The sequence below is a fragment of the Rathayibacter sp. AY1F4 genome, assembly GCF_002931775.1.
Taxonomy (GTDB): Bacteria; Actinomycetota; Actinomycetes; order Actinomycetales; family Microbacteriaceae; genus Rathayibacter.
On record NZ_PSVE01000005.1, the window covers coordinates 117,269 to 130,269 of the forward strand.

The following is a 13,001-nucleotide window of genomic DNA, read 5'->3' on the forward strand; positions in this document are numbered from 1 at the left end:
CCTGACGGGCCGCGGTCGCGCCGCTGGCGGCGTTGTCGTCGGGCGCGATAGCCGGTATCGCTTCCTCCTCCGCCTTGCCAGCGCCTGACGGGCCGCGGTCCCGCCGCTGGCGGCGTTGTCGTCGGGCGCGATACCGCCGGTATCGCTTCCTCCTCCGCCTTGCCAGCGACACGACCGCGACCCGTCAGGAGAGGGGCGTGGGGTGCGGCCCAGCGTTACTCGTTGTCGTTGCCGGTGTTGGCGCTGGCGTTGCCGGAGCGCTCGCCGGCCCAGGTCCAGTTCGCGACCTCGGGGATGTCCTCGCCGTGCTCGCGGGTGTAGGCGCGGGCGCGGATGCGGGCGTCCTGCATCTCCTGGCGGAGACCGGCGGCGCGGGCGCCGAGGCCGGGGGTCCGGTCGATGACGTCGATCACCAGCGAGTAGCGGTCGAGGTCGTTGAGCATCACCATGTCGAACGGAGTGGTGGTGGTGCCGTTCTCCTTGTACCCGCGCACGTGCAGGTTGCCGTGGCCGGTCCGCTTGTAGGTCAGGCGGTGGATCAGCCACGGATAGCCGTGGTACGCGAACACGATCGGGCGGTCGGGGGTGAAGACCGCGTCGAACTCGCGGTCGGAGAGGCCGTGCGGGTGCTCCGACTCCGACATCAGACGCATCAGATCGACCACGTTGACCGTGCGGATCGCGAGGTCCGGCAGCTTCTCGCGGAGGATGCTCACCGCCGCGAGGGTCTCGAGGGTCGGCACGTCGCCCGCGCAGGCGAGCACGACGTCCGGGGACTCGCCCTGCCGCTCGCTGCTCGCCCACTCCAGGATGCCGAGTCCGCGCGTGCAGTGCGCGACCGCCTCCGCCATCGTGAGCCACTGGGGCGAGGGCTGCTTGCCGGCGACGACCACGTTGACGTAGTCCACGCTCCGGAGGCAGTGGTCGTAGGTCGAGAGGAGCGTGTTCGCGTCGAAGGGAAGGTAGACGCGCACGACCTCGGGCTTCTTGTTGACGACGTGGTCGATGAAGCCGGGGTCCTGGTGGCTGAAGCCGTTGTGGTCCTGGCGCCAGACGTGGCTCGAGAGCAGGTAGTTGAGGCTCGCGATCGGGCGGCGCCACTCGATGTCGCGGGTGCCGTCCAGCCACTTCGCGTGCTGGTTGAACATCGAGTCGATGATGTGGATGAACGCCTCGTAGCAGGTGAAGAGCCCGTGGCGGCCGGTGAGCAGGTAGCCCTCCAGCCAGCCCTGGCACTGGTGCTCCGAGAGCACCTCCATGACCCGCCCGGCGCGGGCCAGGTGGTCGTCGAGGGGGCTGAGCTCGGCGTCCCACTGCTTGTCGGTGGCGGCGTAGACGGACTGCAGCCGGTTGCTCGCGACCTCGTCCGGCCCGAAGAGGCGGAAGTTGGTCGGGTTGGCGCGGATGACGTCGGCGAGCCATTCGCCGAGCACCTTCGTCGCCTCCGCGACGGTGCCACCCGGCTGCTCGACGACGACCTCGTAGCGGCGGAAGTCGGGCAGGTCGAGGGTCTGCCGCAGCAGCCCGCCGTTCGCGTGCGGGGTCGCGCTCATCCGCAGCTCGCCCTCGGGGGCCAGCGAGCGGACGCGGTCGACCACGCCGCCCTCCTCGGTGAAGAGCTCCTCGGGGCGGTAGGAGCGGAGCCAGTCCTCGAGGAGGCGGGTGTGCGCCTCCGTGTCGCGCGCGTTGGGCAGCGGAACCTGGTGCGAGCGGTAGGTGCCCTCCACCTGGACGCCGTCGATCTCGGTCGGGCAGGTCCAGCCCTTCGGGGTCTTCAGCACGATCATCGGCCAGGCCGGGCGTGAGAGGTCGCCGGCTGCGGCGCGCTCCTTGATCGCCGCGATACGGTCGAGCACCGTGTCCAGGACGTCGGCGAACCGCTCGTGCACGCGCATCGGGTCCTCGCCGTCGAAGCCGCCCTCGACGAGGAACGGCTCGTGGCCGTAGCCCCGGAGGAGGCTGTCGAGCTCCTCCTGCGGGATGCGGGCGAGGACGGTCGGGTTCGCGATCTTCCAGCCGTTGAGGTGCAGGATCGGCAGGACGACCCCGTCGGTGAGCGGGTTCACGAACTTGTTGGAGTGCCAGCTGGTGGCGAGCGGGCCGGTCTCGGCCTCGCCGTCGCCGACGACCGCCGCGACCAGGAGGTCCGGGTTGTCGAAGGCCGCTCCGTACGCGTGGCTCAGCGCGTAGCCGAGCTCTCCGCCCTCGTGGATGCTGCCCGGAGTCTCGGGGGCGGCGTGGCTGGGGATGCCCCCGGGGAAGCTGAACTGGCGGAAGAGGCGGCGCAGCCCCTCCTCCGACTCGTCGATGTGGGAGTAGATCTCGCTGTAGGTGCCGTCGAGGTAGGCGTTGGCGACCATGCCCGGTCCGCCGTGGCCGGGACCGGTGATGTAGAGGGTCGGCTGGCGGCGCTCGCGGATCGCGCGGTTCAGGTGCGCGTAGATCAGGTTGAGACCGGGGGTGGTGCCCCAGTGGCCGAGCAGGCGGGGCTTGATGTCCTCGCGGCTCAGCGGGGTCTTCAGGAGCGGGTTCGCGAGCAGGTAGATCTGCCCGACCGCGAGGTAGTTCGCGGCGCGCCACCAGGCGTCGACGGTGTCGAGAGTGTCCTGCGTCAGCTCGGCGTCGGCGGGTCGGGCGATCCAGCTGTGCTCGGGGACGGGCAGGAGGGACGGAGCGGGGGAGTCGGCCATGTGCCCACGCTGGCATCCGGACGCCCGGGGCGGAAGGGCCTTGCAGGCCCGGCTCCGGAGGGGGTCAGCCGCGCGGCGTCGCCCGGCGGAGGACCAGCGAGCCGACCGCCGTCAGCAGTGCGGCGGGGACGAGGAGCAGAGCGGCGGCTCCGGTGGTCCCCGCGCTCTCGAGGACGTCCGTGACGACCGGTCGACCGCCGGCGAGAGTGACGACGACGACCACGGCGAGTGCCGCCGCTCCGAGGACGAGGAGGAAAGCCGTCACTCCGCGCTCCCGCCAGCGGAGGAAGACCGCTCCCGCTGCTCCCCCGAGGGCGAAGGCGGCGAGGAGCGAGCAGAGCAGGACGACGAAGCGCTCGAGCCACGGACCGTCGAGGGGGGAGGCGAGGAAGAGAGCGCCGCCGAGCCACCAGCCCCCGGTGGCCTCCTCGATCGCCCCGAGGACCACGACGATCGCGGACCAGAGCACGGACAGTGCCGCGAAGGCGAGGGCGCTCCCGAGGACGTGGTCGCGCCGGGTCGCTCCGTAGCTCAGCGCCAACCCGAAGGTGGCGGTCGTGGCCTGGATGGAGCCGATGAAGAGGAAGACGACGATCAGCATCCCCGGCCCCACGAGCACGATGCCCGAGTCGCCGCCGCCCCGCTCGGCCCCGATCCCGCGGAGGACGAGCCACCAGATCACGAGGTTGCCGGCGAGGACAGCGAGCAGGACGAGCAGCGGCCAGCCGAGGACCGTCCCGGGGTGGGCGAGGTGGAGCCTCAGGACGGAGAGGATCCTCCGCGGGGAGGCGGAGCGGCGGGTGGGGGCGGTCATCATGGTCGGTCCTCTCGGATCGGGGGCGGTGGTGTCAGCTGCTGCGCGGGGTGGCGCGGCGGAGGATCGCCCAGCCCGCGACTCCGGCGATCGCGGTCGGGATGAGCGAGAGGGCGTAGCCGCCCGCGTACCCGACGCTGCCGAAGAAGGAGCCGACGGCGGGCCAGTTCTCGGTGAGCGTGAGGAGGGTGATCACAGCCAGCAGGAGGACGCCGAGGATCCCGAAGAAGAGCAGCATCCCGCGCTGGCGCCAGCGCACGTAGACCGCCGCCGTCGCCGCTCCGATGAAGAAGAAGAAGAGCAGGGCGCAGAGCACAGCGACGGCCTGCTCGCCCACGGAGTCCCCGCCGAAGTAGATCGAGCGGAAGAAGCTGCCGCCGAAGCCCCAGCCGTCGGTCGCCCGCTCCACGATCCCGAGGACCACGAAGACGCCGGTGTAGAAGACCGAGAGGGCGACGAAGGTGAGGGCCGTGCCGAGGGAGAAGTCGCGGCGGGTGGCGCCGTAGCCGAGGGCGAGGCCGAAGGTGATGTTCACCGACTGGACGGCCACGACCATCATGTAGACGAAGAGGAAGAAGGACGCACCGGAGTAGGTCATCCCCTCCTGCGCCTCGAGGCGCTCGCCGGAGTCGAGCCCGCGCAGGATCAGCCACCAGACGACCAGGTTGCCCGCCAGGATGACGGCCGTGATGATCAGCGGCGTGTAGAGGATGGCGGCGGGGTTCGCGAAGTGCAGGCGGACGATGCTGCCGAGGCGGCCGGCGGCGGTGTCGTGGCGCGCAGGGGCGCCGGTGAGGGCGGTCATTCCGAGGCCTTCCCGGTGGTGAGCTGGACGACGAGCTGCTGGAGGGGGACGGACTCGAGCTCGAGCCCGTGGCGGGCGGCGGAGGCGCGGCCGGCGTCGTCGAGCCGGGGGAGCGTGGCCGAGGCGCGGCTGCCGAGAGCGGAGCGGGCGATGACCTCGCGGCCGGCGGTGAACGACTCGACGGCCTGTCGGGGTCCGATGACCGTTGCCGCGGCACCCCGCAGCTCCTCCGCGTCGCTGTCGACGACGAGGCGGCCCTGATCGATGACGAGGACGTGCTCGAGCAGTCTGCTGACCTCGTCGATGAGGTGGGTGGAGAGGACGACCGTGCGCGGGTGCTCGGCGAAGTCCTGGAGGAGGCGGTCGTAGAACAGCTGCCGGGCGACGGCGTCCAGCCCCAGGTACGGCTCGTCGAAGAACGTGAGCGGGGCGCGGGAGGCCAGGCCGACGATCACTCCGATCGCCGAGAGCTGTCCGCGGGAGAGCTTCTTGATCTTGCGGTCGACCGGGAGGCGGAAGTCCTCGACGAGCTCGCGGGCGAACGCCTCGTCCCAGCCGTCGAAGAACCAGGGAGCGCTGCGCAGGACGTGCTTCACCTTGAAGTCGTCCGGGTACTTCTGGCTCTCCTTGATGAAGCAGGTGCGGGAGAGGACGGCGGCGTTCTCCACCGGCGACTGCCCGAAGACGCGGATCTCGCCCGAGCTGGCGAACTCCTGGCCGGTGAGCAGCGACATCAGCGTCGTCTTGCCCGCGCCGTTGCGGCCGAGGAGGCCGTGGATGCGGTTCTCCTCCAGCGCGAAGCCGATGCCGTCGACGGCGCGCATGCGTCCGTAGTGCTTGGTGAGGTCGTGGACCTCGATGACCGCGCTCATCGCGATCCCCCTTCTGTGATCATGTCGGCGAGCTGCTCGGTGCTGAGGCCGAGCTTGGCGGCCTCGGCGAGCAGCGGAGCGACGAACTGGTCGCGGAACTGCGTGCGGCGCTTCTCGACCAGCCGGTCGCGCGCCCCCTCGGCGACGAACATGCCGATCCCCCTCTTCTTGTAGAGCACCCCGTCGTCGACGAGCAGGTTCACGCCCTTGCCGGCGGTGGCCGGATTGATGCGGTGGAACGCGGCGAACTCGTTGGTCGACGGGACCTGCGATTCCTCCGGCAGCGCGCCGTCGATGATGTCGTTCTCGATCTGCTCGGCGATCTGCAGGAAGAGCGGGCGGGAGTCGTCCACGCGGGCTCCTTCGGTGCTGGGTTGGGTGGTTGGTTGGTGTTGTAACTAACCATGGAGGCGGGGCGAGGCTGTGTCAAGAGGCGGGTGCCGCTCGGTCAGCGCGGGGAGGGGGCGCTGTGGTGGGGGCCGGTCGGCGCTTCGCGGGCGGCGGGGCCCGGCGGGTACACTGGCTCGGCCAGCCTCTGTAGCTCAATGGAAGAGCGACTCCGTCCTAAGGAGCAGGTTGGGGGTTCGAGTCCCTCCAGGGGCACCACAGTGTCGTTACTAAAACCCTTGCCAGAGAAAAACGCCGCAACGGCGCCGATCTCGGCGTCCAGGAAGCTGGTGAGGGCCCGAGCACCACTCTTACGAGTGGTGCTTTTTTCGTGTGCTGCGAGCTGAGTGGCGGTCGAGGCAATCGTGGCGAACGGCTCGTTCAACTCGACGGTGATGGTCTCGTCCGCATGAACGAGAACACGCGCGAGGAAGACTTGATTGAAGAGCCTCTTCACGTGGTCGGGCGCCCAGCCGTAAGCGCTGGCGCACTCCGCGGTCGACGCACGCCGGGCGAACGGTCCTGATAGTGGCTGGTCCTGCGTGCGGCAGCTTCGGTGCCCCGGGCCGCCGGTCCTTCTGGCCGCCCGTGTCGGGAAGCAGGGCCTGCGCTAGCGTCGCTCCATGACTTCACGTGAGTTGCGCGACGAGCTCGCCGCGTTCGTCGCCGAGCGGGAGTGGGCGCAGTTCCACTCGGAGGAGAATCTGGCGAAGAGCATCGCCATCGAGGCGGGGGAACTGCTCGAATGCTTCCAGTGGGGCCCCGACGCCGACCGGGAGGCCGTCCGTTCCGAGCTGGCCGACGTCCTCACCTATTGCCTGCTGCTCGCGGACAGGATCGGCGCCGACCCCGAGGACCTGGTGCGGTCGAAGCTCGTGCGGACGCGCGAGAAGTACCCGGTGGACAGGGCTCGGGGAAGCAGCGCCCGGTATGACGCCCTCTGACATCGAGCGGATCGTCTTCGACGGGCCGTCCGTCAAGGTCTGGGCGATGACGGACGACCGCCGCTCGAACTGGCCGGTCGTCTATGTCCTGGACGAGAGCAAGCGCCGCGCGAGGCGGCTCCCGCGGGTCTACGTCGGAGAGACGAGGAGCGCGGCGAGCCGGCTGCGGCAGCACCTGGGCTCGGTCGACAAGGTCGACCTCCAGACGGCGCGCGTGATCGTCGATCCGAGGTTCAACAAGTCGGTCTGCCTCGATCTCGAGTCCTTCCTGATCAAGCTGCTCTTCGCGGAAGGTCGATTCGCTGTCCTCAATCGCAACGAGGGGATCGTCGACTCCGACTACTACGACCGGGCGGCCTACCGGGACCACTTCGCCGAGATCTTCGAGCAGCTGCGCCTGGAAGGCCTGTTCACGCGGAGCATCGCCGAGATCGAGAACAGCGACCTCTTCAAACTGTCGCCCTTCAAGACGCTCACCTCCGAGCAGGCGGCGGCGGTCGTCGGAATCGTCGACGCGCTCGTCGAGGACCTCGGGAAGCAGACACAGTCCACGTCGATCGTTCAGGGGGAGCCGGGGACGGGCAAGACGATCGTCGCCGTCTACCTCCTCAAGCTCCTCGCGGACGTCCGGCTGTTCGCGGAGAGGATCGACAGAGCCGAGGAGGCTCCCGGCGAGGACCGGCTGGACGACCTCGTCGAGGGCGACTCCGTCTTCTCGGACTTCTTCTTCGCCGACACCCGCGAACTGCTGCGCGGGCTGCGCATCGGGATCGTCGTGCCGCAGCAGTCTCTGCGCTCCTCGATCAAGAAGGTCTTCGCCAAGACCACAGGGCTCGACGAGAAGATGGTGCTCACTCCCTTCCAGGTCGGTGAGGACCCGGGACGCTGGGACCTCCTCGTCGTCGACGAGTCGCACCGCCTCAACCAGCGGGCCAACCAGCCGTCGGGCTCCCTGAACAAGAAGTTCACGGACATCACCACTGCGCTGTTCGGCTCCGACGATGACGCCCGGACTCAGCTCGACTGGATCCGCGCGAAGAGCGATCACCAGATCCTCCTTCTCGACGCGGCGCAGTCGGTCCGACCGGCAGACCTTCCGCGGCCCGCGATCGACGCGTTGATCCGATCCGCGCAGGAGGACGGCCGCCTGCACCGTCTGACCTCGCAGATGCGGGTGCGCGCCGGAACGGATTACGTCGGCTGGGTGCGCGCCGTCCTCGATCCGACGGCAGCAGACCTCCCCCTGCGACCGGACCTCGGGGAGTACGACCTCCGCTTCTACGACGACTTCGGAGCCCTGCGGCGCGACCTGCGGCAGCGGGAGGAGGAGACCGGTCTGGCGCGGCTGGTCGCCGGCTACGCCTGGCGCTGGACGTCGCGGAAGGACCCGTCAGCCGCCGACATCGAGATCCAGGGAGAGCGGCTCCGCTGGAACAGCACGCAGGTCGACTGGATCGCGTCGCCCGGCTCCGCCGATGAGATGGGCTCGATCCACACCGTGCAGGGGTACGACCTGAACTACGCGGGCGTTGTCATCGGCCCGGACCTGAGGTGGGACAGCGAGAAGGGCCGGCTGAGGGTCTCCCGCTCGGACTACCACGACAAGAAGGGCAAGGAGAACAACCCGGGACGGATGGGCCGCGATTACACCGACGACGAGCTCCTGCAGTACATCGTCAACATCTACGCGGTGCTCCTGACCCGCGGGATGCTCGGCACGTACGTATACGTCTGCGACGACGCCCTCCGGGAACGACTCCGGACGGCCTTCGCCCGACCGCTCACGGCCTTCTGAGGGCGTCTCGCGGGCCTTCGCTCAGGCGGCGCCGCCATGATCGAGGCTGGTACTCGACGGAAGGTTCTCTGTGAGCATGTTCAAGCGCGTTCTCGGCATGGCGTCGAAGGCGCTCGATTCGAAGAGCGGCTCGGGGTCGTCCTCGAGCGGGACGACCGATTGGCGCGATCTCGTGCGCACCGCCGCCGACAAGGTGACGGGCGACTCGCGGAGCGGGCAGGCCCAGCCGCCTCAGCAGTACGGCTCACCGCGGCGACCCTCCGCGCGCCCGCAGGACGCCCGGCCCGGGCAGCAGCCGGTGGTCACGCAGGAGGACCGCGCGGCGATCGCGCGCTACGACTACCTCCTCCGCACCGCCGACCCGGAGCAGCTCGAGCAGGTGCACCGCGACGCGTTCGCGAAGCTGTCGCCGGTGCAGCGCGCCCAGGTCGAGGCGCGGCTCCGCGACGAGCTGCCCGCGAACGAGCAGCCGCGGTCCTCAGCCCCGGACGACCTCGCGCGAGCGGCGACGCGCGGCGAGGCGAACGCCCCGGGGTTCCTCAAGAAGGTGTTCTCGAAGCCGGGGACCCGCGGCGCCCTCGCGGGTGCCGGCGTCGGAGCGGCGGCGGGCATCGGGCTCGGCGCGGCGGGCGGACTGCTCGCGGCGGTCGCGGGCGGTGCCGTGATCAGCAGCGTCGCCGGTCCGCTGCTCGCGCAGGCATCCGGCCTCGGCGTGGACTTCGAGAACCTCGCCGGCGGGTTCGGCGATCTGGGCGACTTCGGCGACATCACGGGCGGCGCGGGAGAGTTCGTCTCCGGTGCGGGTGAGCACGTGTCCGGGCTGGGGGAGCAGGTGTCGGAGTTCGGCTCCGACTTCCAGCTGCCGGGGCTCGGTGACCTCGGGAACCTCTTCGACCGCTAGACGGACGGGACCGGAGCGCGCCGGCGGAGGAGCGGCGACGCGATCGCGAGCGCCGCGCCGACGACGAGCAGCACGGCCCCCACGATCGCGACGGCGGTCGTCGACCAGTCGGGGAGGTCGACCACCGTCGTGCCATCGAGCAGCATCCATTCGCAGGCCGCGCCCAGCGGCCACCACGACCAGAAGCCGCGGACCAGGTCGCCTGCCTCGGGCGGGACGCCGCCCAGGCTGACGCTGCACACGTAGTCGAAGCCCTGACGGTCGATGTTCGCGAACTGCAGAGGCACGAGCGCGAGGGCCGCGAGTCCGGCGACGGCGAGGACGAGGCCGGCGAGCAGGGCGAGACGCGCGGCGGTCAGGCGCTTCCTCGCCGGCGTCGAGGCGGGGGCGGGCGGCGTCTCGGTCATCGTCCGATGGTGGCACGCGTTCGTGGGGAGCAGGCGTGTGCCCGGGATCGGCGCCGAACAGCGCGGAGGCACGGGGCGGATGCGTCGGAGCCGCTCCTGGACCGCACACGGACCGGACGCCGGCCGGCACAGCGGCGACGGGGCGCCCTCGGCGTCGTACCCTCGACTGCATGGGGTTCGTCTTCTCGCTGGTGATCATCGTCCTGACCGTGCTCGCGCTGGTCGACGTCGCGCGGCAGCCGGACAACGTCATCAAGAACCTGCCCAAGATCGTGTGGATCCTGCTGATCTTCTTCCTCCCGCTCATCGGCGTCTCGCTGTGGTTCCTGCTCGGGCACGACTGGAAGCGCGGCGACGGCGGATCCTTCGTGCCGGGCGGCCGAGTGCCCAGCCGCCGGAAGCAGGCGCCGCCGACGATGGTGGTGCGGCCCGCTCCGAAGAGCACCGAGGAGCAGCTCGCCGACCTCGAGCGCGAGGAGGCGCACTACGCGCGGCTCGCCGAGGAGCAGCGTCGCCGCCGCGAGGGTGAGCGGCCGCTCGACGCGTGAGCGGCCGCTTCGGAGGCCGCTACTTCGAGAAGTTCGACGCCGCCCACTGGATCGAGGCGATCTTCGCCTGACCCGCGACGCTCGGGTGGAAGTAGTCGGTGGTCCCGATCAGGCCCTTGGTGACGGGGGTCGCGGTGAGCGCTCCGCCGTCCCAGTCGCAGAGCTGACCGGCGGCGCTGCACGCCGTCTGCAGCGCGGTGTTGTACTGCGTCGTCCGCGTCTTCGCGGCAGCGGCGGAGGCGGCCGCGGCGGTGCTGCTGAGCCTGCGGCCGGTGGAGCTGACGCCGCGCGTGGTCCGGCAGAGGTCGCCGCCCGCCCAGACGAGCGCGCCGACTCCGGTCTTCACGACCGACCACTCGGAGGCCACGTTCGGCATCGACGAGAGGACGATGCGGGCGGAGGGCCACGTGGTGCGGATCTTCGTGATAGCGACGGAGGCTCCGGTGCGGAACGTGCTCGCCGGGGTCATCGTGTAGCCGTCGGAGGCGACGCGGTTGTCGGGCGAGCAGAGGTCGTTGCCGCCGATGAGCAGGGTGACGACGTCCGGCCGCACGCCGGCGGCGACCGCGGCGTCGATCCGCGAGGGGACCTGCGCGACGACGTCGCCGGTGGTGGCGAAGTTCGCGGTCGTGACGGTGGTGCCGGGGAGCGCGGTCCGCAAGCGGGAGGCGAAGGAGTTCACGGAGGAGCTGGTGCCGGTGGACCAGTTGTTGCGGGGGCAGTCCGCGAAGGAGCCGCAGGTCCCGTAGGCCTGGGTGATGGAGTCGCCGAGGCTCAGCACCGAGAGGGTGGCGGGAGTGGCGGCGGCGGCGGCCTGCGCCGGGAGCAGGGCGGCGGCGAGGGCGAGCGCGGCTCCGACGGCGAGGGCGCGGACACGGCGGCTCGGGGTCGGCGGGTGGGAGGGGGAGAGGCTCATGGTGGACCGTTCTCGAAGGGGAGGACGGTGGGGGAGCCGTCGGTCCTGACGCTAGGGGAGCGGTGCCCCGGATGACCCCGAACGGGTGACCCCAGAACGGGCCGGATGTGCCCGACGGCACCAGATCCGGTCGTCCGGCGGGCGGAACCGGCTGACAGGCGAGCGGTCTCTCAGCCGCCCGCCACCGGCACGATCCGCAGCCGGCTCATCGCCCAGACCAGCGCCCCCGACGCGAGGAACGCGACCGCGATCCCGACGACGAACACCGACACCTGCCCGTACCCGGTCGCGGGATCCAGGAACGGATAGGGCACCCAGCCGTCCGTCGCTCCGCGGATCAGCACCACGACGAGCCAGACGATCGGGTAGACCACGACCAGCCAGAGCCTGCGCCACGGCAGCGGAGGGCGATCCGCGAGCAGCAGCCAGTCGAGCAGTCCGTAGACGGGGAACAGCACGTGCATGACGGTGTTGGCCCACGGCAGCGCCACTCCGCCCGCCACATCGGTGAGGAGGGTGTTGTACACGAGGCCGACGACGATGATGTACCCGGTGAAGGCACCCCGCGCCAGTAGGAGCCCGCCGGGCGCGGGACGGCGGCGGAGCGCGAGCACGGCGGTGGCTCCGAGCACGACGGCCAGCACGATGTTGCTCTGGATGGTGAAGAAGCCGAAGAAGTTGAACGGGTTCAGCGGCGTCCGAGAGGCGGTGTCGACGGCCGTCGCGATCACGGCGACGAGCACGGCGGCGGCCACGAGGAGGCGGAGGAGCGCGACCGGCACGCGGGCCGACTCCGCCCGGGAGGAGGGAGCGGGCGGCGTCATCGCTCGAGCGTAGCGCCGGAGCGCCTACCCTGTCCCCGTGCTCACGATCGGTGTCGACCTCGCTGCGGAGCCGGTTCGCACCGCTCTCGCCGCCCTCGAGTTCTCCGGCGGCCGAGCCGTCGTCCGCTCGCTCGTACTCGGCGCCGAGGACGCGACGATCGTCGAGGCGTCACGGGACGCGGCGGTCATCGGGATCGACTGCGCGTTCGGCTGGCCGGTGGAGTTCGCGGCGTTCGTCTCCGCGCACACGCGACGGGAGGTCTCGCCGCGGACGCTCGCGGGACGCGACTGGCGCCGCCGCCTCGCGTACCGCGAGACGGACCGGGTGGCGCGCGAGGTCACCGGCCGCTGGCCGCTCAGCGTCTCGACCGACCGGCTCGGGATGACCGCGATGCGCTGTGCGGAGCTGCTCGACGCCTTCGCCGCGAGCGGAGAGGACGTCGACCGCTCCGGGCGCGGACGGCTCGTCGAGGCGTACCCGGCGGCGGCGCTGCGGGTCTGGGGAGTGGACACCACGGGGTACAAGACGCGACCGGAGGCCGTGGCGCTCGCCGCGGAGTCGCTGCGACGGGCCGCGCCCTGGCTCGATGTGCCGGCGCCCGCGCTCGCGCTGATGAGCCGCTCCGACGACGCGTTCGACGCCGTCGTCGCCGCTCTCAACGCCCGCGCCCACGCCCTGGGCGCGACCCTGCCGGTGCCTCCCGAACTGCAGGAGGCGGCGGAGGCCGAGGGGTGGATCGCGGTCCCGACCGGATCGCTCGCGGAGCTCGCGGGCTGATCCGAACCGTTCCGACGGGTGTGCGCTCAGGCCGGGATCTTCGCCCCCAGCAGGCCGGCGGCGACCTCGGCGGCCCGCTCGGCCTCCTCGACGGTCGAGAAGGGTCCGGTGGGGACGAGGGAGGGCGCGGTGGTCAGTCGGGCGTCGATCTCGAGTCGGAACCGGGGCAGCTCCGCCCCGGGAACGACGACGATCCTGACTCCGTTCCGGCTCCATCGCGCGGGTTGGATAGAAGAAATCTGTGTCATGGTGCTCTCCGCTTTCGCGATCATCCGCACGGGTGGCTGACGCCTCGACCGTGCACGCTTCACGCTACGTCC

14 protein-coding genes and 1 tRNA gene are annotated in these 13,001 nt (G+C 70.9%); 6 read left to right on the forward strand and 9 right to left on the reverse strand.

Features of this window, described 5'->3' with window-relative positions:
• Nucleotides 1-215: 215 nt before the first annotated feature.
• The 5 genes from C5C59_RS04390 to C5C59_RS04410 all read right to left on the reverse strand — a co-directional run bounded on the left by C5C59_RS04390 (nucleotide 216) and on the right by C5C59_RS04410 (nucleotide 5,534).
• Nucleotides 216-2,690: a phosphoketolase gene (locus tag C5C59_RS04390; protein WP_104239076.1), complete on the reverse strand. Its 2,475-nt coding sequence runs from the start codon at nucleotides 2,688-2,690 to the stop codon at nucleotides 216-218.
• 64 nt (nucleotides 2,691-2,754) lie between these two features.
• Nucleotides 2,755-3,507 (reverse strand): hypothetical protein, encoded by a 753-nt coding sequence (locus C5C59_RS04395; RefSeq protein ID WP_104251224.1) that lies wholly within the window; start codon nucleotides 3,505-3,507, stop codon nucleotides 2,755-2,757.
• 31 nt (nucleotides 3,508-3,538) lie between these two features.
• Complete coding sequence (locus C5C59_RS04400) at nucleotides 3,539-4,309, reverse strand: ABC transporter permease (RefSeq protein WP_104251225.1); 771 nt, start codon at nucleotides 4,307-4,309, stop codon at nucleotides 3,539-3,541.
• Nucleotides 4,306-5,181: an ABC transporter ATP-binding protein gene (locus tag C5C59_RS04405; RefSeq protein WP_104239719.1), complete on the reverse strand. Its 876-nt coding sequence runs from the start codon at nucleotides 5,179-5,181 to the stop codon at nucleotides 4,306-4,308. Before C5C59_RS04405 ends, C5C59_RS04400 begins: the two co-directional genes overlap by 4 nt.
• On the reverse strand, nucleotides 5,178-5,534 hold the full coding sequence (locus C5C59_RS04410; protein WP_104224613.1) for a GntR family transcriptional regulator: 357 nt from the start codon (nucleotides 5,532-5,534) through the stop codon (nucleotides 5,178-5,180). The genes C5C59_RS04405 and C5C59_RS04410 overlap by 4 nt, the downstream gene beginning before the upstream one ends.
• Before the next feature lie 178 nt (nucleotides 5,535-5,712).
• On the opposite strand from C5C59_RS04410, the gene C5C59_RS04415 reads away from it, so the two are divergent.
• From C5C59_RS04415 to C5C59_RS04430, 4 genes are all read left to right on the forward strand, one after another.
• Nucleotides 5,713-5,787: transfer RNA gene (locus C5C59_RS04415), tRNA-Arg, on the forward strand.
• A 404-nt stretch (nucleotides 5,788-6,191) separates the two neighbouring features.
• Complete coding sequence (locus C5C59_RS04420) at nucleotides 6,192-6,512, forward strand: nucleotide pyrophosphohydrolase (protein WP_104239665.1); 321 nt, start codon at nucleotides 6,192-6,194, stop codon at nucleotides 6,510-6,512.
• Nucleotides 6,499-8,307, forward strand: coding sequence for a DUF2075 domain-containing protein (locus tag C5C59_RS04425; protein ID WP_104239664.1), 1,809 nt, complete (start codon nucleotides 6,499-6,501; stop codon nucleotides 8,305-8,307). Before C5C59_RS04420 ends, C5C59_RS04425 begins: the two co-directional genes overlap by 14 nt.
• A 76-nt stretch (nucleotides 8,308-8,383) precedes the next feature.
• On the forward strand, nucleotides 8,384-9,208 hold the full coding sequence (locus tag C5C59_RS04430; protein WP_258062573.1) for a hypothetical protein: 825 nt from the start codon (nucleotides 8,384-8,386) through the stop codon (nucleotides 9,206-9,208).
• On the opposite strand, the gene C5C59_RS04435 is transcribed toward C5C59_RS04430, so the two are convergent.
• Complete coding sequence (locus C5C59_RS04435) at nucleotides 9,205-9,615, reverse strand: hypothetical protein (protein WP_104239662.1); 411 nt, start codon at nucleotides 9,613-9,615, stop codon at nucleotides 9,205-9,207. The genes C5C59_RS04430 and C5C59_RS04435 overlap by 4 nt on opposite strands.
• 170 nt (nucleotides 9,616-9,785) lie before the next feature.
• Here C5C59_RS04435 and C5C59_RS04440 point away from each other — a divergent pair, with 170 nt between their 5' ends.
• On the forward strand, nucleotides 9,786-10,163 hold the full coding sequence (locus tag C5C59_RS04440) for a PLD nuclease N-terminal domain-containing protein (RefSeq protein ID WP_104239661.1): 378 nt from the start codon (nucleotides 9,786-9,788) through the stop codon (nucleotides 10,161-10,163).
• A gap of 19 nt (nucleotides 10,164-10,182) precedes the next feature.
• Here the strand turns inward: C5C59_RS04440 and C5C59_RS04445 are convergent, their stop codons facing one another.
• Together C5C59_RS04445 and C5C59_RS04450 are read right to left on the reverse strand one after the other, a co-directional pair.
• Entirely contained in the window at nucleotides 10,183-11,079 is an 897-nt protein-coding gene (locus C5C59_RS04445) for a GDSL-type esterase/lipase family protein (RefSeq protein ID WP_104251226.1), read from the reverse strand.
• A 170-nt stretch (nucleotides 11,080-11,249) separates the two neighbouring features.
• The gene (locus C5C59_RS04450) at nucleotides 11,250-11,903 is read right to left on the reverse strand and encodes a Pr6Pr family membrane protein (RefSeq protein ID WP_104238344.1); all 654 of its coding nucleotides are present in this window, start codon (nucleotides 11,901-11,903) and stop codon (nucleotides 11,250-11,252) included.
• Between the two features lie 37 nt (nucleotides 11,904-11,940).
• Between C5C59_RS04450 and C5C59_RS04455 the strand changes: the two genes are divergently transcribed.
• A complete protein-coding gene (locus C5C59_RS04455; protein ID WP_104238343.1) occupies nucleotides 11,941-12,681 on the forward strand; it encodes a DUF429 domain-containing protein in 741 nt (246 codons plus the stop codon).
• Nucleotides 12,682-12,707: 26 nt separating this feature from the next.
• Here C5C59_RS04455 and C5C59_RS04460 read toward each other — a convergent pair whose 3' ends face one another.
• The gene (locus tag C5C59_RS04460; RefSeq protein WP_146076606.1) at nucleotides 12,708-12,929 is read right to left on the reverse strand and encodes a hypothetical protein; all 222 of its coding nucleotides are present in this window, start codon (nucleotides 12,927-12,929) and stop codon (nucleotides 12,708-12,710) included.
• Between the last annotated feature and the right edge of the window lie 72 nt (nucleotides 12,930-13,001).